This is a genomic window from Candidatus Baltobacteraceae bacterium (assembly GCA_036489885.1).
GTDB lineage: Bacteria > Vulcanimicrobiota > Vulcanimicrobiia > Vulcanimicrobiales > Vulcanimicrobiaceae > JAFAMS01.
On the sequence record DASXEW010000001.1, the window covers coordinates 588,072 to 613,469 of the forward strand.

Consider the following 25,398-nt stretch of genomic DNA (forward strand, 5'->3'; position numbering starts at 1 on the left):
CGAGGGGGCCCTCAACAACATTAGTCTAGCTGTCCGTTTACTTTATTGCGCAGCCCGACGATGCGTCGCTCGCCGCCAATCGCTACGAGACCGGTTGGGCGTTCGATACCTGGCTCGAAACGAATCGCTGTACCCGCGGGAATGTCGAGGCACATGCCGTGAGCGGCGACTCGATCGAAGACGAGGGCATCGTTGACTTCGGCGAAGTGCGCATGCGAGCCGACTTGAATCGGTCGGTCACCGGTGTTCTTGACGTCGACGGTGCGGCGCGTGCGGCCGGCGCGTAGCTCGATGTCCCCGGATGCCGGAAGCAATTCGCCGGGCTTCACGGGATCGGCTCGTGGATCGTCACGAGCTTTGTTCCATCGGGGAAGGTTGCCTCGACTTGGACTTCGTGCAACATCTCGGGAATGCCGTCCATCACGTCTTCGCGCGCCAGAACATTCCGGCCGCGCTCCATGAGATCGGCGACGGGAACGCCGTCGCGTGCTCCTTCGAGAACGAAGGACGAAATGACGGCAATTGCCTCCGGGTAGTTGAGCCGCACGCCGCGCTTGCGCCGGCGCCATGCCAACTCAGCGGCGTACGAAAGCAGCAGCTTATCGCGTTCGACGTCTGAAAGATGCACGTGGGAACCTCATACGACGGTGTCCGTAATTGCGTCAAATTCTCCAGAACGCAGCACCGACGGGTCCCCTCGCATCAGCAGCGCGTACGCGATCAATCCGCCAACGAGTCCGAAAAGCCATCCTCCGGACCATAGAAAGTGCAGCGCGGACGTCGTCAGCCCAAGAAGCGCGATCGCCCAGCCGATGACGACGGCAATCAACGCACGCAGGTTGAGGCCCCGGGCGTAGTCATAGCGGCTTTTCTCCTGATAGAGCGCCCGCAAGTCGAGCTGCTTGTTCCGAACGAGCCAATAGTCGGCGATTGCGATGCCGTCGATCGGACCTAGAAGTGCGCCATACGTGCCGAGCCAGGTGAAGATGTAGTTGCCGTAGTTCGCCAAGACGTACCACGGCTGCATCAAGAGCGAGAGCAAACCCGTGATGACGGCGCCGATCGCGAACGTGATCCGGCTGGGCCACAGATTTTCGAACGCGCGCGCAGGCGCCATAACGTTTGCGCCGACGTTGATCGTGATCGATGACATCATCACGATGATGCCGGCAATGACGACGACAACTGTCGGAAATTTCAGGATCAAGTCGATCGGATTCCACAAGGCTTTTCCGAAGAGCAGCACAGTGCTGGATGTGACCGCGATCCCGATGAAGGAGAATATCGCCATCGTCAAAGGCATTGAAAACGTTTGCCCGAGAGCCTGACCGCGCTGCGTTATGGCGTAGCGCGTGTAATCCGGAATGTTCAGCGCCAGCGTTGCCCAGAACGCGATGACGCCGATCACCGATGGAAAGAACGCGGCCCAGAAGGTCGCGCCGTGCAGCGTCGGCGGCGCTGCAAGCATCGGTCCGAACCCGCCTGCGCTGCTGATTCCCCATGCAAAAAGAGCCAGCGCTGCAAGTGCGAGCGTTGGTGCTGATATTTGTGCGAGCCGTCCGATGGCTTGCGGTCCGCGTGATGCAACAGCGACGTTCAAGAGCCAAAAGACGCCGAAGGCGATTGCAAGATGGCCGTTCGTGGCGTTCCACGCTTCGACCAAACGCCCGAGAATCGCGTCGAGCGCGAGACCGCCGAACCACGAATTGATTCCGAACCATCCGGCGGCAATGACCGCTCGCGCGAGTGCCGGCAGGTGCGCTCCGCGCATCCCGAACCACAAGCGCGCGAACACGGGGTACGGGATACCGAAGCGCGTGCCGGCGTGCGACACCAAGAGAATCGGCACGAGTACGACGCAGCTTCCGACGAAGACCGTCAGCACGGCTTCTGACCAGTTCATACCGAGCGCGATCATTCCGCTGGCCAGCGAATACGTCGGAAGGCACAAGCACATGCCGATCCAGAGCGTGGAGAACTTCGGCCCGGGCCAATTGTGCTCGACAAGCGTACAAGGGCGGAGATCGTCGTTCCAGAGATCTCCGTTTCCACTCACCTCGGCGATTGCATCCGCTTCAAGGACGACGATGTCGCCGTGCTGCGCTTGTGTTTTCGCCACTAGAGCTCGACCATCGCGCCGTACGTTTCCGGACGGCGGTCGCGATAGAACTGCCAGGTGTCGCGCACCTCGCGAATGACGTTGCGGTCTAAATTTCCGACGATCGCCTCGTCGCGATCGCGCGAGGCTTGAACCACGAATTGTCCACGCGGATCGACGAGATACGATTGTCCGTAGAACTCGCCCATGTTCCACGGCCCCTCGACGCCGACGCGATTGATGGCGCCGACGTAGTATCCGTTCGCGACGGCGTGCGCAGGCTGTTCGAGTTTCCAGAGATACTCCGAAAGCCCCGCGACGGTTGCCGACGGATTGAAAACGATTTCGGCTCCGGCAAGCCCGAGAAGTCGGGCGCCTTCGGGGAAGTGGCGGTCGTAGCAAATGTACACGCCGACTTTTGCGAACCGGGTTTCGAAGACGGGATAGCCGCTGTTACCCGGCTTGAAGTAATACTTCTCCCAAAAACCGCACGGCGCGGGTCCGGCCGCAACCTGCGGAAGATGATGTTTGCGATACTTGCCGAGGTATGAGCCGTCCGCGTCGATGACTGCGGCCGTGTTGTAATAAACGCCCGGCTGTTTTTCTTCGTACATCGGAACGACGAGCACCACGCCGAGCTCAGCTGCAAGATCCTGCATCAGCTTTGTCGTCGGACCATCCGGAATCGGTTCGGTTGCCTCGTACCATTTCGGCGTTTGTTCGGTGCAGAAGTACGGGCCGTAAAAAAGCTCCTGAAGACAGACGATCTGGGCGCCCTTCTTCGCGGCTTCTCGGACGAGCCGCAGGTGCTTCTCGATCGCCTTCTGCTTGTGCACGGCGACCGGCTGGCCACCGTCGACGTCGTGATGGGTTTGAATGAGCCCGATCTTAACGATGTCGGGTCTGCTGTCGTTCATAATTGCACCGGCCGGAAGGGAGCTGAGCGAGTGAATTTACCGCGTCCGCGTTCGCCGACGAACGTACCATCGCGGACGATTTGCGAGCCGCGCGAAAAGACGTGCTTGGCGCGACCGTGGACTTGCATGCCTTCGAAAATATTGTTGTCGACATTCATGTGATGCTCGCGTGCGCTGATCGTGCGCGTCGCTTTCGGATCCCAAATGACGATATCGGCGTCGCTACCTATCGCAATCGTGCCTTTCTTGGGGAAGAGGCCGAAAAGGATCGCCGGATTCGTGCTGGCCAGCGCGACAAATTTGTTCAGCCCGATGAGACCCGAGACGACGCCGCTGTTGTACAGAATCGCAACGCGGTCTTCGATCGTCGGCGCACCGTTCGGAATCTTCGAGAAGTCGTCTTTGCCAAGCTCCTTTTGTCCCTTGTGATTGAAGGAGCAGTGGTCCGAGCCGAAGGTTTGAAGCTCGAAGTTCTTGAGCTTTCCGAGCAGAGCTTGCTGGTTCCACTTTTCACGCAGTGGCGGCGACATCACGTAGTTTGCTCCGGCGAAATCCGGCCGGTCGTAATCGTCGACGCTGCAAACGAGATACTGCGGACACGTCTCGCCGTAGATCGGCAAACCACGCTTGCGTCCGTCGCTGATCGCGTCGGCTGCCATCGCGCTCGAAACGTGAACGACGTAGATCGGAGCCTCCGCGATTTCGGCAAGCCGAACCGCGCGATGCGTCGCTTCGCCCTCGCATTCGACGGGACGTGTCAACGCATGGTATTTGGGCGCGCGCATGCCGTCGGCGCGAGCTTGCGCGACGATGCATTCGATCACGTCGCCGTTCTCGGCGTGAACTTGCACGAGTCCACCGTGTTTCGCGGCCGCCTTGAGCACCTTGAAGATGGTCTCGTCGTCGACTTGCAAGATGCCCTTGTAGGCCATGAAGACCTTGAACGAGTTCACGCCCTCGTCCTCGATCATCCGCTGGATCTCGGCGATCGTCTCGGGGCGACCGTCGGCAATAGTTAGATGGAAGGCGTAGTCGATCACGGCCTTCTCGGCAGCCTTCTTGTGCCAGGTGTCGAGCGCGTTCTTGAGCGAGTCGCCTTTGGTGTGCAGTGCGAAGTCGACGATAGACGTTGTCCCGCCGAGCGCCGCTGCTTTGGTTCCCGTAAAGAAGTCGTCGGCGGTAACCGTGCCGCCGAACGGCATGTCGAGATGCGTATGCGGGTCGATGAACCCCGGGAAAACGAGCATCCCTTTTGCGTCGATCGTCGTGTGCGAATCCGGCGGGATATTTGCCGCGATTGCGGCCACGGTCTCTCGTTCGATGAGGATGTCCGCCCTGCTGGTGTCCGTCGCAGTGACAACCGTTCCGCCCTTGATGATCGTCCCCATTCTAAAGGCGCTCCGCCCCTAAAATCATACCTGTGTTGCCTCCACGTCGTGCCACGTTCTCGTTGAGCGCCCATCGTCGACGCGCACCATCGTTATGCAATCGTCGACTGGACAGACCATCTGGCACAGATTGCAACCCACGCAATGCGATTCGTCGACGACGCAGTCGGTCGTGCCGTTGCGCGGTATCCGGTCGATACATTGGTGCGCGGCGTCCTCGCACGCAATGTAGCATTTGTTGCAATGAATGCAGAGACTCTGATCGATCCGAGCCACGATTTTGTAGTCGAGGTTCAAATCGTTCCAGTCTACGAACTTCGGGACGGTTTTCCCGATGATGTCTTGGGCGCGTGCGATACCGCGTCCGTCGAGATAATTGTTCAAGCCCTCGATCATATCGCCCACGATCCGGAATCCGTGATGCATCACCGCGGTGCAGACCTGAACGCTCGTCGCACCCATCAACATGAATTCGACGGCGTCGCTCCACGTGGCGATCCCGCCGATGCCGCTGAGGGGAATCCCGATTTCGGAATCGCGGGCGCATTCGCCGACCATGTTGAGGGCGATCGGCTTGACCGCCGGGCCGCAGAATCCGCCGTGCGAGCTCTTTCCGTCGACGTGCGGAATAGGATTCCAGGTCTCGAGATCCACGCCCATGAGGCTATTGACCGTGTTGATGAGGCTGATGCCCGCGGCTTTCCCGCGCCGTGCGGCACGGCCCATGTGCTTGATCGAGGTCACGTTCGGCGTGAGCTTTACGAGAACGGGAATGCGGGTAGCCTCGACGACCCACGAGGTGACTTCCTCGATCAATTCGGGATCTTGACCGACGGCCGAGCCCATGCCGCGCTCGCTCATGCCGTGCGGGCAACCGAAATTCAATTCGAGCCCATCGCAACCGGTTTGCTCCACGCGTGCAACGAGGTCGCGCCACCGCTCTCGTTTGCATTCCATCATCAGGGAAACGACGATCGCGCGATCGGGGAAGCGTTTCTTCACCTCCACGATCTCGCGGCAATTATCTTCGAGTGACCGATCCGTGATGAGCTCGATGTTGTTCATCCCGAACATCCGGTATCCGGCCGCATTGAGTCCGGCAAAGCGTGAAGTCACGTTGACGATCGGGTCGCCCAGCGTTTTCCAAACGGCGCCGCCCCAGCCGGCCTCGAATGCGCGCATGATTTGGTAACCGCTGTTCGTCGGGGGAGCCGAAGCAAGCCAAAATGGATTGGGGCTTGCGATGCCCGCGAGATTCGTTCGCAGATCGGCCATTATGAAATACCTCGGGATAAGAAACCGTCGATCGCGCGGGCTGCCAGTTTACCTTGCTGAGCGGCCACGACGACCATCGCATCGGTGGTTCCGCTTCGAAACACGATGTCGCCGGCGCAGAAAACCTTGGGGTTCGAGGTCTGGAAATCGTCGTTGACGATCGCTACGCTGCCGTCGTGACGGACTTCGAAATCGTCGAGCAGCCGAAGAAGCCGCGTTTGACCGATCGCGCGAACGATGGTGTCGACTTCAACCGTGTATTCGGATCCGGGGATCGTTTCGAGTTTTGCATTTCTCGGCCCGGGCTTCGCACGTAAGAACTCGATCGCGCCGGCACGTCCGTTGCGTTCGAGAATGCGAACCGGAACGGCATGAAAGCGGAACTCGACGTCTTCGCTTTTCGCGAACTCAACTTCGAATTGATAAGCGGTCATCTCATCGGGGCCGCGACGGTAGTACATCGTCACCGATCCGGCGTGCAGACGCCGGGAGCAGGTCGCAGCGTCGATCGCGGTGTTTCCGGCTCCGATGATCGCAACGCGATGACCGAGTTTCTCGATCGGCTTGCCGAGCTTCGCGCGCTCGATGAAGTCGAGCGCATCCCACACGCCCGGAAGTTCTTCGCCCGCAATCCCCAGCTGCGGAACGCTGCCCATCCCCATCGCAATGACGACGGCATCATAGTTCTCTAGGAGGTCTTGCGGGAGAACGTCCGTGCCGACGCGGGTTCCGAGGCGCATCTCGACGCCCATATTCGCGACCTGTCGCGCTTCCCACAACGCAACCTCGATCGGTAGACGGAACGGAACGATCCCGTACGTATCGAGACCACCGGCTTCGGGTCTGCTCTCGAAGATCGTGACGTCGTGGCCCTTACGGCGCAGGTCGCGCGCTGCAGCAAGTCCCGCGGGTCCCCCGCCGACGATCGCGACACGGCGTCCGGTCGGCGTACCCGCGGAGAAAAGCTCGACGTCGCCGTGATCGATCAGCCAGTCGGTCGCATAGCGTTGCAAATCGCCGATTCGAATTGGCGTGCCCTGATGTTCGTAGACGCACGCGCCCTCGCACAGCTGTTCGGTTGGACACACCCGCGCGCAGCTCGCGCCGATAGGATTTGCATCCATGATGGTGCGCGCGCTCCCGAGTAGATCGCCGGTTGCGATCTTGCCGATGAACCCCGGGACGTCGATGTGCGTGGGACATGCCTGCGTGCAAGGCGCGTCATAACAGTACAAGCATCGGCTTGCCTCGAGAAATACATCGAGGGGCAAGAGGCGCTTTTGTATCGGCTCTCCCAGGCTCGATTCGGGCATAGAACGCGGTCAATTCGAGGGTTTCGCGCGGGAGCCCCCTGAACAATTATCGTCCAATGTTGTTACGAGGCCCCACGGGGGCGCCTTTATGATGTGGAAAACGGTTAGCCGTCCGACGACGCTCGATCAGGCGCTGCGTGAGTTACGCGACGCGCCCGCCCGCACGCGACTCGTTGCCGGTGGCACCGACCTCATCGTCGAGCAGCAGCGCGGCGTTCGGCCGGCCGAACACCTCATCGATCTCACCGGAATCTGGGATCTCCGTTACGTGCGCCAAGACGGCGATGTCGTTCGGATCGGTGCGCTCGCGACGCACAATGATATCCTGCGCGAGCTCAACCTGCGCGATGCGCTCTTGCCGCTCGCACAAGCATGTATAGAGGTAGGAGCGCCTCAGATTCGAGCGCGCGCGACGATCGCCGGCAATTTGGTGACCGCATCGCCGGCCAACGACACGATTGCCCCGCTCGTCGCGCTTGGCGCGGAGATCGTACTCGCCAGTGCGGATGGGTCGCGCACGCTGCCCCTCGAGGATTTCTACACGGGTTTTCGTGCGACGGCGTTGCGGCCCGATGAGATCGTGCGAGAGATTCGCTTCCCCGCGCTCGACGTCGAACGCCGCGGCATATTCCTTAAGCTCGGACTACGCCGTGCGCAGGCCATCTCCGTCATTAACGTCGCAGTGGTGCTGCGCTTTGACGGCCTAAAGATCGAAGAAGCGTCGATCGCGCTCGGGTGTGTCGGGCCGACGATCGTTCGCGCACCGGAAGCCGAAGGCGTCTTGACCGGCAATACGCTCGAGCCTGCCACGATCGAACACGCCGCGAAGCTGGCCGTTGAGGCGATCGCGCCGATCAGCGACTTGCGCGGCTCAGCCGACTATCGGCGCCGCGCCGTGCGCGCGCTCATCATGCAGGCGCTTGAGACGCTCAAGGATGGTTCGGAGGCCGATGACTTTCCTGAAGACCCCGTATTGCTCGAAACCGAATCGCCCGTGCGCGCCGCGCTCCAGTTCGACGGACTGATCGAAGCGACGATAAACGGTTCACCCTGCAGGCTCGACGATGCACAGAGCAAGACGCTCCTGGCCGCTTTGCGCGATTACGGTCTAACGGGCTCGAAAGAGGGCTGCGCAGAAGGCGAATGCGGCGCGTGTACGGTGTGGCTGGACGGGCAAGCCGTCATGTCGTGCCTCGTTCCGGCTGCGCAAGCGCATGGGGCGAGTATTACGACGATCGAGGGACTTGCCGGCGAGCGATTGCATCCGCTTCAGCAAGCGTACATCGATCGCGGTTCCGTCCAATGCGGGTTCTGCATCCCGGGCATGCTGATGGCCGGTGCGAAGTTTATGGAGGAGCGCGCGACGCCTACGCTCGACGATGCGCAGGTCGCGATTAGTGGAAATCTCTGCCGGTGCACCGGCTATCGCAAGATTCTTGATGCGATGGATGAGACGGTCGTCAAGCTCGAAAAGCCCCGTGCCGACGCGCTCGAGAAGGTAAACGGAACCGCGATGTATCCGGCCGATTTGATTCAGCCGGATATGCTGCACGCCGCCGCCGTCTTCGCGCATCGCGCACACGCACGAATCCTGCGCATCGACGCGTCCGCAGCACTTGCGCTCGCCGGCGTGCACGCGGTTTTGACGGCGCAAGACGTTCCGCGCAACCGGTTCGGTTTGATCGAGGCCGATCAGCCCCTGTTGTGCGAGGATATCGTTCGCTTCTACGGCGACCGCGTCGCGCTCGTCGTCGCGGACAGTGCGGAGATTGCACGCGAGGCGGTTGCGCTGGTCGGCGTCGAGTATGAAGATCTGGTGCCGCTGACCGACCCGCGCGCGGCGGCCGAGCCGGATGCACCACGCGTCCACGCCGATCGCGACAACATCTTGCTGCGGCAAAAGATCGTGCATGGTCCACCGGTCGAGGATGCGTTGCAATCGGCAGACGTCGTCGTCGAAGCAACATTCACGACGGGTTGGCAAGAACACGCGTATCTCCAACCGGACGCGGCGGTCGCCTATTGGGAAGACGAACGCCTCGTCGTTGAGACGGCGGGTCAGTGGCTGCACGAAGACCGGCGACAGCTGGCCTCTTTGCTGTCGCTGCACGAGGACGACGTTATCGTTCGATATGCAAAGATCGGCGGCGCGTTCGGCGGACGCGAAGATCTTTCGCTAACGCCGCTGGCTGCGCTCGCAGCCTGGAAGCTGAAGCACTCCGTCGCAATGGCGTGGACGCGCGACGAGTCGATAATCGGACATCACAAGCGCCACCCGTTCCAGATTACGACGAAATGGGGCGCGATGCGCGACGGTCGTATCGTCGCGGCAAAGACGTCGATGATTGCTGACGGAGGCGCGTACGCGTCGACTTCGGTCGAGGTTCTCAAGTGCGCATTGACGTTCGCCACGGGTCCGTACCGCGTTGAGAGCGTCGAAACCGATGCCTGTGTGACGTATACGAACAACATCCCCTCCGGCGCGTTCCGGGGATTCGGGTCGCCGCAAGCCCACTTTGCGGCTGAGTCGATGGTGACGCGACTCGCACACGCACTCGAGATCGACCCGATCGAAGTGCGTCGCAAGAATCTCTATCGCGAAGGCGATATCGAGCCGACCGGTGAGCCGCTTCCCGAAGGCGTCAGCGCGCAAGCCGTCTTCGACCGCTGTATCAAAGAAGTGGCCAACCGCTTTGAGGCAGATCGCCGCTCGTCGAGGGACAGCGTCAAGCGCGGCATCGGCGTCGCGTGCGGGATGAAGAACGTCGGATATTCGTTCGGCTTTCCCGATCAGGCCACGGCCACAGTTGCGCTCAACGTCCTGGGAGAGAAACTGCGCGGCGCGTCGGTCGCGATCGGAGCGGCCGAGGTCGGTCAAGGTTCGCACACGATCCTGCGCCAGATTGCGGCTCGGGTGCTCAACATCGACTTGAGCCTAATCCGCATGATTGTCGATGATTCGAGCTTGTCTCCGAACGCGGGTTCGGCGTCGGCGTCGCGCATGACGTTGTTTGGCGGACGCGCGGTAAAGGATGCCTGCGAAGTGGCGCTCGCCGCCTGGCAGCGCGGCGATGCACCAAGCGCGACCGTCACCTACCAGCCCGGTGGAACGACGTCGCTCGATCCACAGACCGGGCAGGGCACCCCGCACTTTACGTATGGATACGCGGCGCAAGCGGTCGAAGTCGAAGTCGATATCCGAACAGGGGTAACGCGCGTCTTGCGCGTGATCACCGTGCACGACGTCGGCCGTGCGATCAATCGTCAGCTCGTGGAGGGACAGATCGAAGGGTGTCTCGCGCAAGCTCTCGGCTACGCGCTGACCGAAAACTTCATTTCGACGGACGGCAAAATCGAAACACCCTACTTCTCGACGTATCTGCTACCGACAGCGCTCGACATGCCGGCCGAAATCTATCCCGTGATTCTCGAAAACCCCGACCCGAACGGTCCGTTTGGTGCGCGCGGCGTTGCCGAGATGCCGTTGGTTCCGTTCGCGCCGGCCGTCGCAGCGGCAATTCACGATGCGACCGGCGTATGGGTAACCGATTTGCCGATGACGCCTGAACGCATTCTGCGCGCTTTAGACCATCAAGTTCGAGATCTCGATCAGATTGAGATCGGGGTCGCGCACGTAAACGGAGCGGATCGGACCTTGAGCACCGGTCTTGGCAACGGGTCCTTGCACAATGGCGACGCCGTTCGTCCGCAGAGTTTCAATGACGGTATCGAGCGGAACCGAGGTCAAGAAGCAGAGATCACCTGATCCGGCTGTTGCACGGTTGGCCCTCGGCTCGAACTCCTTGCCGACGACGTGCAGATTGATCTTCTGCGTTCCGAAATGCACCGCGGTGCGGCCCTCTCCGAAAGTCTCGAATTTCATTCCGAGCACATCGCAATAAAACTTGCGGGTCGCCTCGAGATCGCGCACGGTTAGAACGAGATGGTCGAGCGAGTCGATGACGATCATTGGTCTCCTTTAGACGAGTGCGCGAGCGAGTTCGTTGTGACGTTCGACGAGGGCGTCGACATCGACGCCGACGAGGCTTCCGTCGCGCACGCGGACGTTTCCCGCGATCACACTGAGATCGACGCGCGGCGTGCGACAAAAGACGAGTGCCGCAAGCGGATCGTGCACGGCGCCGCCTGCGAGCGGAAGCGAATCGAGGCGAACGCCGATGAAATCCGCGGCCATGTTCGGCGCAAGGCAACCAATGTCGTCGCGCCCGAGCACGGAGGCGCCCCCGCGTGTCGCCAAGCGCAGGGCGTCCCGGGCCGACATTGCCTCGGCGCCGTGCACGACGCGCTGTAAGAGCATTGCTTGCCGCGTTTCTTCGAGAAGATGCGATGCATCGTTTGAGGCGGAACCGTCGACGCCGATGCCGACCCGCATTCCGGCGCGATGCTGCGCAAGAATCGGAGCGATACCGGAACCAAGACGCATGTTGGAGCTCGGGCAATGGGCAACGCCCGTTCCCGATCGCCCGAGGAGCGCGATCTCGTCATCGTTCATCGCGATTCCGTGTGCGTACCAAACGTCGGGCCCTGTCCAGTCCAAGCCGGCGGCGAGTGCGATGGGACGTTTCCCAAAGTGCTCGAGACAGTACGTTTCCTCGTCCTTCGTCTCGCACAGATGCGTGTGCAGCGTCAAACCTCGAGCGCGCGCCAGTTCGGAGCTTGCCCGCATCAGATCGGTCGAGACGGAAAACGGCGAACACGGCGCGATGACGATGCGCGTCATCGCGAAACGCGCCGGATCGTGATGAGCATCGATGACACGAACGCAGTCGGCCATGATCGCGCCTTCGTCTTCGACCACGTCGTCAGGCGGAAGGCCGCCCTTGGACTGTCCGATCGACATCGATCCGCGCGATGCGTGGAAACGAAAGCCCATTTTGCGTGCGACGTCGATCTGATCGTCGACACGAGCGCCGTTCTTCCAGAGGTAGCCGTGATCGGCGGCAGTCGTGCATCCGGAAAGTATCAGCTCGGCGATCGCAATTGCAGTCGCCGAGCGAACGCCCTCAGCCGTGATGCAACGCCAAATCGGATAGTGCGCGACCAGCCATGGAAAGAGCGGTGCGTCTTGAGCGATCGGGAGATTCCGCGTCAGTGTCTGGAAGAAATGATGGTGCGTGTTGATTAGGCCGGGAAGGACGACCATGCCGGTGGCATCGATCGTCTCGTCGGCGCCGGAGGGTAGGCCGTCGCTGGGGCCGACGTGCTCGATGACGCCGTCGCGCGCAAAGATTCCACCGTCCTCGAACGCACGATCGGCATCGTCGAAGGTTGCAAGCAGGTGCGCGTGGCGCAGGAGAAGCGTCGTCATAGCGAAGATGGCCGGATGCGGAGCGTGCGATGACGATCGCCGATCTCAATGCGGCCGAGCGGACTTCGTTCGTCGCGGCCGTCGGGTTCGCTTTCGAGAGCTCACCGTGGGTCGCGGAGCTCGCGGCGGAGCAACGGCCATTTCCCGATCTCGACGCGCTGAGCGCGTGCATGAATGCGATCGTTGCAGAGAGTCCGTTCGAGCGACGCATATCGCTCATCGCCGCCCATCCGGACTTGGCGGGCCGCGTGGCGCGCGAAGGCCGGTTGACGCCGGCTTCGACGAGCGAGCAGGCCTCAGCGGGTCTCGACCGCCTGTCGCCCGAGGAGAATGCGCGGTTCGATGGGCTTAATGCTTCGTATCGCGAGCGTTTCGGGTTCCCATTCGTCATCTGCGTGCGTGGGCAGACGAAGAGCTCGATCCTCGATGCGCTGGAACAGCGCGGACGCAACGATCGCAATACGGAGATCGCAACGGCACTCGGCGAGATCGGAAAGATCGCGCGCTTACGACTGGATAACGTAATCGAATGATGCCCTACGTCCTCGACTGGCTCAATCTGCTGATGCGGTGGTTTCACATCACCGCGGGGATCTCGTGGATCGGCGCGTCGTTCTACTTCGTCTGGCTCGACAACAATTTGCTACCGGCCAAAGACCCTGCAGATACCGCGAACGGCGTCTCGGGTGAGCTGTGGTCGGTACACGGTGGCGGCTTCTATCACAATCAGAAGTATCCGACCGGCCCCAGGCGCGAGCCGTTGACGGAACATTTGCACTGGTTCAAGTGGGAAGCGTACTCGACATGGCTTTCCGGTATGGCGATGCTCGCCATCGTCTATTGGTCGAGCGCGAGCACGCTGCTGATTGATAAGAGCGTGCTCGATCTCTCGCCGCCGCAAGCGATTGGGATTAGCATTGCATCGATCGTCCTTGGATGGATGATCTACGATGCGCTCTGCAAAGTGCTTGAGCGCAATCCAATCGCGCTCGGCGTCGCCGTTTACGCCTTCCTCGTCTTGGCGGCGTGGGGACTCTTCCACGTTTTTGGTGCGCGCGCGGCCTACATTCATGTCGGCGCGATCATCGGGACGATCATGGTTGCGAACGTGTCTCACGTCATCATTCCGGGCCAGCGCAAAATGCTCGCACAAATTCGTCGCGGGGAGGAACCCGATCCGCGGCCGGGCTTGCTGGGCAAGATGCGCTCCGTCCATAACACGTATTTCACGCTGCCCGTGCTCTTCACGATGATCAGCAATCACTATCCGATGACGTACGGCAGTGCGTTCGGTTGGGAGGCGCTGGCGATCCTGAGTCTGGCGTCGATTCTGGTGCGGCAATTTTTCTTGCTGACGCACAAGCAGCGCTACGTTCCATGGCTTCTCATCGGAGCCGGACTGCTGGTCATCGTCGTTGCGCTTGCGCTGGCGCCTCGGCCCGCCGCGGTCTCGAAGACCGTCACATTCGCCGACGTCCAACCGATCTTCAAATTGCGATGCGCCGTCTGTCACGCGGAACATCCGATGCAGGCGGGCTTCACCTCAGCGCCGGAGGGTGTCTTACTCGACACGCCCGAGCACATAAAGGACAACGCTGCGCGCATCGAAGCCCAGGCCGTTCTCACGCAGAACATGCCTCTCGGAAATCTCACGAACATGACGAAGGACGAGCGCACGCAGATCGGAGCCTGGATCTCGGAAGGCGCGAAGATCGAAGGCGCAAAGCAACCGTAATGCTTTCGACTCACGTGCTCGATACGTCGCTCGGGGAACCCGCGGCCGGCGTGGACGTCACCCTGTACCACGTCGGCAGTGAACGCAAAGAGCTTGCGCGCGCAACGACCGATGCTGATGGGCGTATCCCCTCACCGTTCGGCGGAAAGCTCGCATCCGGATGGTACGAGCTGGTCTTTGCCGTCGGAAAGTATTTTGCCGGCGCCGGAACAGCGGCGTTTTACGACGAGATTCCGGTGCGGTTTCGCATTGACGTCGGCGAGGAGCGGTATCATGTGCCGCTACTTATCTCGCCGTGGGGCTACTCCACGTACAGGGGGAGCTAGGAACTCTTCGCAGTTTTGTACGCGGCCCAGCTGCCGAAGTGCGAGATATCCGGGTATCCGCGTTCCTCGATGAGCTTGCGCGGATAAATCATCGCCGACGCGGTTGAACCATCATCAAGGATGATCGTCCCTTCGTACAGATCGGGCGGCTCGTTCGCCAGCAAATGCTCGTGCTGTTCGGGCGTGAATTCATACAGCTCGCCGGCAATTGAGACGCCGCCGATGCCGACTTCGTAGATCCCCGGGTGCTGGTCTCGAACCGAGTGCAAACGATAGCGCGGGGCGGTATGCGCTTCCCGGACGAAGCGCGCGTCGCCCAGATTCTTGTGGTCAGGCTGGCCGCGAAGCGCCGAACCGCAAATGAAGAAGTTCATCCGCCGAGGGATTACGCCCTTAGGTCGCGGTCAACCTCGACCAGCGCCGCCGCCAGCGCCTCGACCCCGAGCTCAAGGTCCGCGTCCGAGGTTTTCTCAATGCCGACATGACTGACGCCACCGATGCTCGGCACGAAGATCATCGCCACAGGCGCAATCGTGGCGATGCACATCGTATCGTGGCCCGCGCCGCTGGGAACGTCCATGCTGTGCTCGCCGGTCGAGTTTGCCGCGCGCCGGATCGCTTCTCGCATGCGTGGCGTCATCGGGGTCGCTTTGCGTCCTTCGAGTCCTTCGAGCTCGGCGCGAACCCCACGCGTTGACATGGCTCGCGCGATCGCATCGCGTAACGTTTGTTCGATCGCATCGACGTGCGCATCGTGCGGAGACCGCATGTCGACGCTAAACGTCACGCGCGCCGGAATCACGTTCGTCGAGCCCGGCTCGACCGTCATCCGGCCAACGGTGACGACGGCTTCGCCAAGTTCGCGCGCAGTCGACTCGATCGCGAGAATGATTTCGGCAGCGCCGCCGAGTGAATCGGAACGAATCCCCATCGGCACGGTTCCGGCGTGTCCGCTCTCGCCTTCGAGCGTCACACGAAAACGTCTCTGCGACGCGATCGCCGTCACGATGCCCAGACGCGCGCCCGCGCGTTCGAGGAGCGGCCCCTGCTCGACGTGCAGCTCGACGTAGCCGGCGACATCATTACTCGCGCGCTGCGGTACGTCGCGCAACAACCCCCCGGCATCCTGCGCAAGCGCAGCACCAAGTGTGGTTCCGGTTTCATCGGCAAGAGCGAGCGCATCGTTCGCGGATGTCAAGCCCGCGAAGACCGCGCTTCCCAAACATCCGAGCGGAAAGCGGCTTCCCTCCTCGCCAACCCACGCGGTCGCTTCGAGCGGATGGTCGGTCGTGATATTGCGTGCATCCAGAAGCTCGAGCGCGCACATCGCGCCGACGACACCGTACGCGCCGTCGTACGCGCCACCCGTCTTCACCGTGTCGAGATGCGAACCGGCCAGAATCGGCGCGGCATCTTTGCGCTGTCCTTCACGGCGTGCAAACAGATTTCCGACGCGGTCTTGCGACAGCGAGTATTTATTTGCGCGTGCCCAGCTTGCGAAGTGCTCGCGTGCCGCTCGCTCTTGCGGCGTTGCCAAGCCGCGATCGATCCCGCCTTCGTAGCGTCCGAGAATGGAAAGCTGCGCGAGACGTTCGACAACCTTACTGATGGCGCTCCTCCGGCGGATGGTTTGCGATCCAATGGCGCGCGATGTCGACGCGCTTGCACACCCACACGTCTTCGTGTTTTGCGACGTGATCGAGGAACCGTTCGAGCGCGGCCGTGCGCCCCGGCCTTCCGGCCAAGCGACAGTGCAATCCGATCGACATCATCTTGGGCGAGGTCCTACCCTCGCGATACAGCACGTCGAAAGCGTCGCGCATGTACTCGAAATAGCCGCTCGGCGACGAGAATCCGGGCGCCACGGAAAACTTCATATCGTTGACGTCAAGCGTATACGGAATAACGAGATGATCTTTTCCCGAGACCTTCACCCAGTATGGCAGATCGTCGTTGTAGGCGTCCGAATCATAGAGAAAGCCGCCTTCTTCGACGACGAGGCGCCGCGTGTTCAAGCTCGGTGCGTAGCGACAATACCATCCGTAGGGTCGCTCGCCGATCAGTTTCTCGATCGACGCGACGGCGCGGCGCATCTGGTCGCGTTCTTCGGACTCGCTCATGTCCGTAAAGCCGATCCAGCGCCAACCATGCGAGCAGACTTCGTGTCCTGCGGTTCGGATCGCGGCCGCCGCTTGCGGATTGCGTTCGAGCGCCAGCGCGGCTCCGAACACGGTGACGTTGAGCTTGCGCTCCTCGAAGATGCGCATCAAGCGCCAGAAGCCGGCACGGCTTCCGTATTCGTAGACGGACTCGACGATCAAATCGCGTTTTCCCGGGCCGAGCGTCGCGCCCGGCACTTCCGAGAGATAGGTTTCGGAAGCGGCGTCACCGTCACCGATTGCGTATTCCGAGCCTTCCTCGTAGTTCATCACGATCTGTACCGCGAGCCGTGCACCGTTCGGCCAACGCGGATCGGGCGGCTGCGCGCCATATCCGAAGAAATCCCGCATCGACGGGGTCGTTTCGGCGCCGCGCCGTAGTGTCCGCCATGGCTTGGAAACTCGGCGAAGTCGGTCATTTCGGGATACGCGTTCGCGATCCGAAGAAAAGCGCGCATTGGTGGGTGCAGAACGTTGGGATGCGCGTAGCGTTTGAGTTCGATGACGGCGTAGCCATCCAGAGCGATGCGGTCACGATCGTGTTGCACGAAGGCGTTCCGCATCCGGGAACCCTCGGTCACATGTCGTTCCACCTCAACTCGATGGACGAGCTGCGGGAAGCGCTCGAAGACCTGCGCGGAAAAGGCGTGAAGCTCGAGGATCCGGGTGACGAGATCGGCCCCGAAGCTCCGGGCTCGCCGCATATGGGTTTGTGGTTCCACGACCCTGACGGTTACCGGTGGGAACTGTCCGTGCAAAACGGCGCGAAGGAAAGACGCTGAGCCTTCACGCGATTGTTTCAATCGGAACGAACTCGACGCGTCTTTTGATCGTCCGAGAAAGTGTCGATGGAAGACTCGAACCGATCGTTCATCGTTCGATTGGTACGCGACTGGGCGCAAACCTCAAGGAGGCCGGACCACTCGATCCCGAGGCGAGGGAGCGGACGCTCAGCGTGATCAACGATTATGCACGCGAGATGCAGAGCTACGGCGCGGACGCGAGCGCTATCGCGACGAGTGCGATGCGCCGCGCCTCGGACGGGGAGGGGTTTGCGCGTGAAGTCGAGCGTCGTGTCGGGGCGCGGCTCGAAATTCTTTCAGGTCCGCGCGAAGCAGAGCTGTCGTTCGTCGGTGCAACGGCGAGTCGAACGCATCACGATCTTGTCGGAGTAATCGACATCGGCGGCGGAAGCACCGAGTATGCGTCGGGCAAAGCACAGGTCGAAGCGCGCGTGTCGTGCGAGATCGGCGCGGTGCGCCTATCCGAAGCGATTCCTGCGTTGCTCGGCGCGCAAGTGCCGGGTGACATTCCGGCGCTGGAAGAAGAAGCGCGCAGTTTCGCGCGCGCGCGCCTTGCGCCGCTGACCGACTTCTTGCGCCCGAGCAGGGTCTTCGCCGTCGGCGGAACGATGTTCAACGCTGCGGCGATCGTGACTGACCGAGATCGCGAGGACATCGACGGCATGGTCCTCACGCGCACAGCGCTAACCGAGCTCGCGCACAAGTTTCTTGCCATGGACGCTCCGGTGCGCCGCGTGCAGGCGCGGATCAGTCCGCAGCGCGCCGATATCTTTCCAGCGGGACTCCTGATCGCCGATGAAGCGCTCGGCATCCTCAGCCTCGCCGAATGCACCGTCTCGCAACGCGATCTTTTGTATGGCTATCTGATCGTGAAGTTTGGCTGATCTGTCATCCTGAGCGTAGCGCCCGAAGGGCGCGAAGTCGAAGGACAGCGAAAGGGTCGCACGTCACCAGGGGTGGTGGCGGAATCGGTAGACGCAGCAGACTTTTATGGAGCCAATCGTTCGGAAACGGCGATTGGGATGCGCTCAAATTCGGTGAACTCTTCCGTCGTGCAGACGATGACAACGCCGAGCCAAGCCGTTTAGACGGAAGGTGTAGAGACTGGACGGGCGCGGCCTACGTGAGAACCTCATATGGTCAAGGCACAGTCCGGACCACAAAACGTGAAGCGGTGGCGAAAGCCATAGTGGTAAGAAAATCTGCAGCCCGAAAGGGCGTCCGAGTTCAAGTCTCGGCCACCCCATTTATAGCCGAAACAAATAGCGCGCACTGCCTGTAGGCCGAGGATGACGACTGTGCTTCGTGTCCTTAAACGACTTGGCCTTATGATGCTCGGGATCGTCGTGTTTACGGCAGTCCTTGTCGGCTTGCAATGGCTGCTCCAGAAGTTCCACACGCCGGCCGTTATCGTCGCGATCATCACCTTGGTGTTGGCGCTCGTCGTGTATTGGGGCTACGAGCGCTACACCGAGCGCCGCATCCCGGCGGAGGTTGCGCCGAAGCGCATGCTGCGGTTGACGATCCTCGGCTTGTTGTTCGGACTCGTCATCTTTTCGATAACGATCGGAGTCATCGCGCTTGCCGGCGACTATCGCATCATCGGCTCAGCGTGGAGTACGGCGCTCCTCGTCGCCTTCGTCGCGCTTCTTGCGGACGCCGCGGCTGAAGAGATCATCTTTCGCGGATTCATCTTCCGGACGTGCCGAGATCTGTGGGGACCGTGGATTGCGCTCGCGATATCCGCGGTGCTTTTCGGCGCAATCCATGCGTTCAATCCGCACGCGACGGTCGTCAGCAGTGTTGCAATCGCGATCGAGGCCGGCGTGTTGCTCGCGGTCGCGTACGCCGTAACCGAAAGTTTGTGGTTCCCGATCGGAATTCATGCGGGCTGGAATTTCTCGGAAAGCATGATCTACGGTACGAATGTCTCGGGCATCGTCGTGCACGACACGCTTTTTAGCTCGAGGCTCGCCGGACCCGATGTCCTCACCGGGGGCTCGTTCGGCCCCGAAGCTTCAATCGTCGCCGTCGCGGTCTGTTTGGTCGCGAGTCTCGCGTTAGGATGGTCACGCCGCCGAATCGCGTAACGTAACAACATTCACGGACGTTGATGGACGGGAGGGGACCTATGCACGACACGTTTACACGGCGCGCGATTCTTGCCGGGGGTGCCGCGGCGTTTTCGGCCGCCGCACTGCCGAAACCGGCACTTGCCGCGGACCCGCCGCTGCCCTCGACAATGACGATCGCAATTCAGCCCGGAATCGGCTACGGCAACCTGTTGGTGATGAAATACCAGAAGGTTCTCGAGAAAAAATATCCCGGCACGACGTTCGACTGGCCGGTTCTCACCAACGGCGATGCGATTCGCGACGGAATTATCTCCGGCAACATCGCGATCGGCTCCGGCGGATCTGGACCATTTCTTATCGGTTGGGATCGCGGGGTCGGTTATAAGTTGATCGGCGGCCTCGACTTGATGGATCTCTGGATGGTTTCAAAAAATCCGGCGATCAAGACTCTGCGGGACATCAAGCCGGGGATGAAGATCGGGATGCCGTCGCCCGACGCGATTCAAGCCATCGCGCTACGTATGGGCGCTCAGCAGCAACTTGGCAACGCCAAAGCGCTCGACACGAACATCATTGCGATACAACACCCACTGGGTCTCGTCGCGCTCAAGAACGGACAGCTCGACGCACACATGAGCTCGCCGCCGTTCCAATTCGAAGAAGTTGCCGATGGCGGCCACGTTGTGTTTCGCAGCTGGCAAGCGACGGGGCGAATGACTTTCAACTGCGTCTATACGACGGACGCGTTCAACAACAAATATCCGGAATTCGTGCGCTATTTTGCCGAGCAGCTCGGACGCGCGACCGACTACATTCACAAGAGTCCCGGCGGTTTCGCCGACATCTTGATGCAAGATTCGGGCGGCAAGGTTCCCGCCGGTCAGTACCTGGGCTGGCTGCGCGAGCCCGGGCTCGAGTACTCGACGGTTCCACGCGGTTTCGTCAAAGTAGCGACGTTCATGAAAGATATCGGAATGCTAAACAAAGCGCCGGGTTCGATTCGCGATCTGGAGCTGCCGCTGATGAATGGGGCCGGCGACTGAACGGCAACTCCGCCGTCGTCGTCGCGCGCGACTTGACGATGACGTACCGCGAACGCACCGGAAAGCGCGTCGTCGCAGTCGACGGCATTTCGTTTGAGGTGGGTCGCGGCGAGAAGTTCGTCGTCATCGGTCCCTCCGGCTGCGGAAAGACGACGTTGCTCAAAGCAATCGGCGGGTTTATGCGGCCGAGCGCGGGGCGTCTGACAATCGAAGGGCGGCCGATTGCATCGGCCGGTCCCGATCGCATGGTCGTCTTCCAGGATTTCGACCAGCTCTTTCCGTGGCATACGATTCGCGGTAACGTCGCGTACGCGCTGCGCGTCACGAAAAGCGGAGTCTCAAAAGAAGAGGCGCTCAAGCGGGCTGATTCCGTTCTCGATCTCGTCGGCATCGGTCATGCCGGCGATCGTTATCCACACCAGCTCTCCGGTGGAATGAAGCAGCGCGCTGCGATCGCGCGCGCCATCGCGCTCGAGCCGACGTTGCTGCTGCTCGACGAACCGTTTGGCGCACTCGATGCGATCACGCGCACGAAGATGCAGCGCGAGCTGCTTGCGATCCACGAGCGTCTCGGACTTTCGATCGTATTGATCACCCACTCGATCGAAGAAGCCGCAGCGGTCGGCGATCGGGTTCTCGTTCTCACGCGCGGTCCCGGACGCGTGCGTGAGATCGTCGACGTCAAAGCAACCGGTTCGAACGCCGTGGCGTACTTGCATCAACTACTGGACGAAGGCGCGGCGGCATGACGCCTCGCTGGACGAATCTTCCGCCATTCGCCCGGCGCGTGATTCTCGTCGTTGGGATCGTCGTCGTCTGGCAAATCTGGGTGATGGCGTTCCACATTCCGCAACTACTCTTTGCCGCGCCCTCGGATGTCGCGCAAACGTTTGTTGTCGACATCGCCAACGGGTCGCTGGTCAGCGCGACGGTCCATACGCTCGAGATTCTTATCATCGGGATGGCAATCGGGGCCGCGTGCGGCATCTTGCTCGCTGCCTTCGGCGTTCTCTCGAGCGTCGGCCATGATTTGCTGCGTGTCTTGACGTCGGCGTTCAACCCGCTTCCCGCAGTCGCGGTCCTTCCGCTTGCGATGTTATGGTTCGGACTGACGCCGCGCTCGATTATCTTCGTCGTCGCGCTCGCCGCGGTTTGGCCGATCGCGCTCAACACCGAGAGTGGTTTCCGTACGATTTCGTCGACGTTGCGGATGGTCGCACAGAATCTTGGCTTGCGCGGGCCGCGCTTGGTTTTCGACGTGTTGCTTCCGGGTGCGCTTCCGCAGATCATCACGGGCGCAAAAACGTCGTGGGCGTTCGGCTGGCGCACCGTCGTCGCAGCCGAGCTCGTTTTCGGTGTTGCCGGCGCAGCGGGTGGGCTGGGTTGGTACATCAGCAACGCACGCTATTACTTGCAAACGCCTGCGATGTTTGCGGGTCTCGTGACGATCTCAGCGCTAGGTCTCTTGGTTGAAGCGTTGTTCAACGCGGTTGAAGCGCGAACGGTCGTACGCTGGGGAATGTCGCTGGCCGCCGAGACACGCGAAGAACCGACGGAAGTGGCCGAGGAAGAAACCGCCGCAATTCTCGTCGCGCACTAAGGGTAGGAGTCACCCTTTCCCGGCCCGAATCGGCCCCGGTTTGGCAATGCTGGCGATAATAAAATGAAAATCATTGTAACCGTGAAGTTGGTGCCGGACACCAACGCCGATAAGCGCATCGATCCTGGGACGAAGCGCCTCGTGCGCACCGGCGTCGAGAACGTGCTCAATCCATTCGACGAATATGCGATCGAAGCGGCGCTTCAGTTGCGTGAAAAGCGCAACGACGGCTCGACCGTTACGATTTTTACGATGGCTCCCGAGAGCGGAAAAGAGATCGTGCGCAAAGCGCTCGCGATGGGCGCAGACGATGCGGTGATGCTGAGCGACCCGAAGCTCGAAGGCTCGGATATTGCGGGGACCGCGCACGCAATGGCCGCCGCGCTGAAGAAGACCGGATTCGACTTGATTTTATGCGGTACGCAGTCAACTGACGCAATCACCGGTGAGGTCCCCGGGTTTCTCGCCGAAGTTCTCGGCGTTCCGGGATTGACGTACGTTCGTAAGCTCGATTCCGATGGAACTACGATCAACGCACAGCGTGAAACTGATTTGGGTTACGTCGACGTCAGCGTCGCGACGCCGGCGCTCGTGTCGGTGACGAAAGCGATCAACGAGCCGCGCTATCCATCGCTCAAAGGCATCATGGGCGCGAAGAAAAAGGAAATTAAAATGTTCTCGCTTGCCGATGTCGATTTCACGCGCGCAGCCGGCAGCGATGGCGCGAAAACCGAGCTGCTGGAGCTTGCGACACCGCCTGCCCGCCAAAAGGGACGCGTCGTCAATGCCGCCGACGGCACCGAAGGCGCAGGCGCGATCTTTGATTTCCTGCGCGAGAAGAAGTTGCTTTGATGCGCGACGTCATCGTTTTTATCGAACAGCGTGCGGGTGCACCGCGCCGCGTTTCGCTCGAGCTGGCAACAAAAGCGCAAGATCTTGCAACTGCACTTGGCGGAAAGACGCACGGTGTCGTCGCGGGCGCGGGCGCGTCGCAAGCCGCCGAAGCGACGAAGGCGTTCGGTCTGGGCACCCTGCATGTCGCCGAGGGCGGAGTCACGGCAGAGTATTTGATCGATCCGCTGGTCGATGCGCTCGAAGCCGCAGCAAAGGCGGCAGGCCCGGCCCTGATCCTCGTCCCCAACACGATGATCGGGCGTGACGTCGGCAGCCGCGTGGCGGCTCGACTCGATGCGGGGATCACTTCCGACGCAACGGACGTTACCGTAGCAAATGGCAAGGTCAGCACGGTCTCGCCGAAGCTGGGTGGTTTGACGATTACGACGTGCGCATTCAAGAACACGGAGTATGGGGTCGTTAGCGTGCGCCCGAATGTCTTTGCGGCTAAGCCGGCTGCCTCACCGACCTCGAGCCTCGAAACGCTTACGCTGCCCGCAAAGAAGTACGGAATGAAAATGGGTGCCGAGGTCGAGGAAGCTGCGCCTGAATTGGGCGTCGAGGAAGCCTCGACGGTGGTCTCGGGAGGACGCGGCCTGGGCGGACCGGAGCCGTTTACGACCCTCATCAAGCCGCTGGCCGAAGCGCTCGGCGGGGCGGTTGGGGCTTCCCGTGCGGCAGTCGATGCAGGCTGGATCCCGCATGCCCACCAGGTAGGACAGACCGGAAAGACGATTAGTCCTTCCTTGTATATCGCCGTCGGGATTTCAGGCGCGATTCAACACAAAGTCGGCATGCGCACGGCTGGTACTATCGTCGCCATCAATAAAGACGCGAACGTTCCAATCGCTGATTTTGCCGACTTGCTGGTCGTCGGCGACCTATTTCAAATCATCCCCGAGCTGACCAAACGCGTCGAGGCTGAGAAGGTACATTGAGATTCGTTTTTGCGTTCATCGCCGCCGTGGCGATCGTTGCGGCGTTCATGAGCGCGCCCTCCGTTGGCATAGCGGCGGGCAAAGCAACACCCTCGCCCTCGGCCTCACCGACAGCGACACCCGAGCCTCCAGAGGTTGCGATCCCACATCTACAAGCGCGATTGAAGGCCAATGCCAACGATCGCGAGGCGCTCATCGGTTTGGCCGGCAATTTCTTGCAGATCAACAGGCCGGATCTTGCGGAGGCCGCCGCGCAGCGACTGCTGCAGCTCGGGACGAAAACGAGTCAGGTCTACTACCTCAGCGGCTATGCGAATCTGCAATTAAATAGGCTCCCGCAAGCGACAGCCGATCTCGAAAACGCGACGAACCAGGAGCCGACGAACCTCAGCATCCTCTCTGCGCTCGCCGACGCCTATACGCGCCAGAACCGTTTTGCCGACGCCGAACGCGTCGGCAAGCGCGCCCTGACGTTCAATAAGGACGATAAAAGCGCGTACGAGATGTACGGTGGCGTGCTCGAGGGCGAGCAAAAATACGATGACGCGCGAGTGCAGTATGAGACCGCGGCGAAGATGGATCCCAAAGATCCGCAACCGGTTCTGCTCGAAGCGCGCTCGTACCTCAAACAAAATGCGATCGCGCTCGCCGGACCGATCTTCGATCGCGCGCTGACGATCGATCCCAACAACATCGACGCATTAAACGGCAAGGCTCAGACGCTCGCGGCTCAGCACGACGTCAAGGGTGCGATAGCGACGTTCGAGCGCATTCGCACGTTGCTGCCCAGTACCGAGGAAAAAGCCAGCGTTTCCGTCGACGAAGCGCGGATCTATGCCAACGAAAAAATGAACGATTTAGCGGTGCAAACGTTCAAGACTGCGATCGCGCAGTTTCCGAGCGTGCTTGCGCTTCATCTCGCATACGGCGACTATCTCGCCGGTCAAAAAGATCTCGACGGCGCAGCCGCGGAATGGCAACTGGCGGTTGGGCCCAATCGCGACAACAAGGATGCGCTTGGACGTATGGGCACCTACTACGCGGACAAAAAAGACTATCCGAAGGCGGCTGACGATCTCAAACGACTGACGGAGATTGCGCCCAACGATCCACGCGGCTGGAGCATCCTCGGTAGCGTCTATGCGTCGCAAACGAATTGGAAAGACGCGCACGATGCGTTCCGGCATGCTTACGATCTGACGCACGCACCCGACGTTCTCAAAGCGGTCGGTCAAACCGATCTCAATCTGCGTAATTATAAAGAGGCGCAGCAGATCTTCGAAACGATCGAAAAAAGCGGCGGCGATTACGTCAAGCAGGATCCAAGCGTGATCTACATGCTCGGGCAGTCATATCAGAAGCAGGGACAAAACGCTCAGGCCAAGAGCGCGTATCAGCGATTCCTTGCCTACTTGAAGCCGGGCACGCAAGCTTATACCGAAGTGCAGAAGATGATTCAAGACATCGACAAGCCCTCGGGGCAGAAGAAGCAACAGGGGTAAACA

At 61.0% G+C, this 25,398-nt stretch carries 24 protein-coding genes and 1 pseudogene; 13 read left to right on the forward strand and 12 right to left on the reverse strand.

The window, feature by feature from the left end; genetic code table 11:
* Positions 1 to 20: 20 nt before the first annotated feature.
* Genes VGG22_02815 through VGG22_02845 form a run of 7 tightly spaced genes read right to left on the reverse strand, consistent with a single transcriptional unit; the run spans position 21 to position 6,991 of the window.
* Positions 21 to 329: an urease subunit beta gene (locus VGG22_02815; GenBank protein ID HEY1727295.1), complete on the reverse strand. Its 309-nt coding sequence runs from the start codon at positions 327 to 329 to the stop codon at positions 21 to 23.
* Positions 326 to 628: an urease subunit gamma gene (locus VGG22_02820; GenBank protein ID HEY1727296.1), complete on the reverse strand. Its 303-nt coding sequence runs from the start codon at positions 626 to 628 to the stop codon at positions 326 to 328. The genes VGG22_02815 and VGG22_02820 overlap by 4 nt, the downstream gene beginning before the upstream one ends.
* A gap of 9 nt (positions 629 to 637) precedes the next feature.
* A complete protein-coding gene (locus VGG22_02825) occupies positions 638 to 2,119 on the reverse strand; it encodes an NCS1 family nucleobase:cation symporter-1 (GenBank protein HEY1727297.1) in 1,482 nt (493 codons plus the stop codon).
* A complete protein-coding gene (locus VGG22_02830; protein ID HEY1727298.1) occupies positions 2,119 to 3,015 on the reverse strand; it encodes a nitrilase-related carbon-nitrogen hydrolase in 897 nt (298 codons plus the stop codon). The genes VGG22_02825 and VGG22_02830 overlap by 1 nt, the downstream gene beginning before the upstream one ends.
* Complete coding sequence (hydA, locus tag VGG22_02835) at positions 3,012 to 4,403, reverse strand: dihydropyrimidinase (protein ID HEY1727299.1); 1,392 nt, start codon at positions 4,401 to 4,403, stop codon at positions 3,012 to 3,014. Before hydA ends, VGG22_02830 begins: the two co-directional genes overlap by 4 nt.
* Before the next feature lie 24 nt (positions 4,404 to 4,427).
* Positions 4,428 to 5,678, reverse strand: coding sequence for an NAD-dependent dihydropyrimidine dehydrogenase subunit PreA (gene preA, locus VGG22_02840; protein HEY1727300.1), 1,251 nt, complete (start codon positions 5,676 to 5,678; stop codon positions 4,428 to 4,430).
* Complete coding sequence (locus tag VGG22_02845; GenBank protein ID HEY1727301.1) at positions 5,678 to 6,991, reverse strand: NAD(P)-dependent oxidoreductase; 1,314 nt, start codon at positions 6,989 to 6,991, stop codon at positions 5,678 to 5,680. Before VGG22_02845 ends, preA begins: the two co-directional genes overlap by 1 nt.
* Positions 6,992 to 7,082: 91 nt before the next feature.
* Here VGG22_02845 and VGG22_02850 point away from each other — a divergent pair, with 91 nt between their 5' ends.
* A complete protein-coding gene (locus tag VGG22_02850; GenBank protein ID HEY1727302.1) occupies positions 7,083 to 10,757 on the forward strand; it encodes a molybdopterin cofactor-binding domain-containing protein in 3,675 nt (1,224 codons plus the stop codon).
* Here VGG22_02850 and VGG22_02855 read toward each other — a convergent pair.
* Positions 10,653 to 10,961, reverse strand: a pseudogene (locus VGG22_02855) (VOC family protein). The gene VGG22_02850 and the pseudogene VGG22_02855 overlap by 105 nt on opposite strands.
* Positions 10,962 to 10,970: 9 nt before the next feature.
* A complete protein-coding gene (locus VGG22_02860) occupies positions 10,971 to 12,320 on the reverse strand; it encodes an 8-oxoguanine deaminase (GenBank protein ID HEY1727303.1) in 1,350 nt (449 codons plus the stop codon).
* A 29-nt stretch (positions 12,321 to 12,349) separates the two neighbouring features.
* Here VGG22_02860 and uraD point away from each other — a divergent pair, with 29 nt between their 5' ends.
* Genes uraD through uraH form a run of 3 tightly spaced genes read left to right on the forward strand, consistent with a single transcriptional unit; the run spans position 12,350 to position 14,381 of the window.
* A complete protein-coding gene (gene uraD / locus VGG22_02865; protein HEY1727304.1) occupies positions 12,350 to 12,853 on the forward strand; it encodes a 2-oxo-4-hydroxy-4-carboxy-5-ureidoimidazoline decarboxylase in 504 nt (167 codons plus the stop codon).
* Positions 12,850 to 14,055 carry a urate hydroxylase PuuD gene (locus VGG22_02870; GenBank protein ID HEY1727305.1) on the forward strand — a complete coding sequence of 402 codons (1,206 nt, stop codon included), beginning with the start codon at positions 12,850 to 12,852 and terminating at the stop codon, positions 14,053 to 14,055. Before uraD ends, VGG22_02870 begins: the two co-directional genes overlap by 4 nt.
* On the forward strand, positions 14,055 to 14,381 hold the full coding sequence (gene uraH, locus VGG22_02875; GenBank protein ID HEY1727306.1) for a hydroxyisourate hydrolase: 327 nt from the start codon (positions 14,055 to 14,057) through the stop codon (positions 14,379 to 14,381). The genes VGG22_02870 and uraH overlap by 1 nt, the downstream gene beginning before the upstream one ends.
* Here uraH and VGG22_02880 read toward each other — a convergent pair.
* From VGG22_02880 to puuE, 3 genes are read right to left on the reverse strand one after another with little or no spacing between them, the layout of a single operon-like run.
* A complete protein-coding gene (locus tag VGG22_02880; GenBank protein HEY1727307.1) occupies positions 14,378 to 14,755 on the reverse strand; it encodes a gamma-glutamylcyclotransferase in 378 nt (125 codons plus the stop codon). The two genes, uraH and VGG22_02880, sit on opposite strands and share 4 nt — an antisense overlap.
* Before the next feature lie 11 nt (positions 14,756 to 14,766).
* Complete coding sequence (locus VGG22_02885) at positions 14,767 to 16,080, reverse strand: Zn-dependent hydrolase (protein ID HEY1727308.1); 1,314 nt, start codon at positions 16,078 to 16,080, stop codon at positions 14,767 to 14,769.
* Positions 15,983 to 16,891: an allantoinase PuuE gene (gene puuE / locus VGG22_02890; protein HEY1727309.1), complete on the reverse strand. Its 909-nt coding sequence runs from the start codon at positions 16,889 to 16,891 to the stop codon at positions 15,983 to 15,985. The genes VGG22_02885 and puuE overlap by 98 nt, the downstream gene beginning before the upstream one ends.
* Before the next feature lie 38 nt (positions 16,892 to 16,929).
* On the opposite strand from puuE, the gene VGG22_02895 reads away from it, so the two are divergent.
* The 9 genes from VGG22_02895 (at position 16,930) to VGG22_02935 (ending at position 25,395) form a co-directional block, all read left to right on the forward strand.
* Entirely contained in the window at positions 16,930 to 17,322 is a 393-nt protein-coding gene (locus VGG22_02895) for a VOC family protein (GenBank protein HEY1727310.1), read from the forward strand.
* Positions 17,280 to 18,227, forward strand: coding sequence for a hypothetical protein (locus VGG22_02900; protein ID HEY1727311.1), 948 nt, complete (start codon positions 17,280 to 17,282; stop codon positions 18,225 to 18,227). The genes VGG22_02895 and VGG22_02900 overlap by 43 nt, the downstream gene beginning before the upstream one ends.
* A gap of 414 nt (positions 18,228 to 18,641) precedes the next feature.
* Positions 18,642 to 19,433 carry a type II CAAX endopeptidase family protein gene (locus VGG22_02905; protein ID HEY1727312.1) on the forward strand — a complete coding sequence of 264 codons (792 nt, stop codon included), beginning with the start codon at positions 18,642 to 18,644 and terminating at the stop codon, positions 19,431 to 19,433.
* A gap of 41 nt (positions 19,434 to 19,474) precedes the next feature.
* Positions 19,475 to 20,461, forward strand: a complete 987-nt coding sequence (locus VGG22_02910; protein HEY1727313.1) for a hypothetical protein — start codon at positions 19,475 to 19,477, stop codon at positions 20,459 to 20,461.
* A 38-nt stretch (positions 20,462 to 20,499) separates the two neighbouring features.
* Positions 20,500 to 21,210 (forward strand): ABC transporter ATP-binding protein, encoded by a 711-nt coding sequence (locus VGG22_02915; protein HEY1727314.1) that lies wholly within the window; start codon positions 20,500 to 20,502, stop codon positions 21,208 to 21,210.
* On the forward strand, positions 21,207 to 22,061 hold the full coding sequence (locus tag VGG22_02920; GenBank protein HEY1727315.1) for an ABC transporter permease: 855 nt from the start codon (positions 21,207 to 21,209) through the stop codon (positions 22,059 to 22,061). The genes VGG22_02915 and VGG22_02920 overlap by 4 nt, the downstream gene beginning before the upstream one ends.
* A 63-nt stretch (positions 22,062 to 22,124) precedes the next feature.
* The gene (locus VGG22_02925; GenBank protein HEY1727316.1) at positions 22,125 to 22,913 is read left to right on the forward strand and encodes an electron transfer flavoprotein subunit beta/FixA family protein; all 789 of its coding nucleotides are present in this window, start codon (positions 22,125 to 22,127) and stop codon (positions 22,911 to 22,913) included.
* Entirely contained in the window at positions 22,913 to 23,893 is a 981-nt protein-coding gene (locus VGG22_02930; GenBank protein ID HEY1727317.1) for an electron transfer flavoprotein subunit alpha/FixB family protein, read from the forward strand. Before VGG22_02925 ends, VGG22_02930 begins: the two co-directional genes overlap by 1 nt.
* On the forward strand, positions 23,890 to 25,395 hold the full coding sequence (locus VGG22_02935) for a tetratricopeptide repeat protein (protein ID HEY1727318.1): 1,506 nt from the start codon (positions 23,890 to 23,892) through the stop codon (positions 25,393 to 25,395). Before VGG22_02930 ends, VGG22_02935 begins: the two co-directional genes overlap by 4 nt.
* Positions 25,396 to 25,398 lie beyond the last annotated feature (3 nt).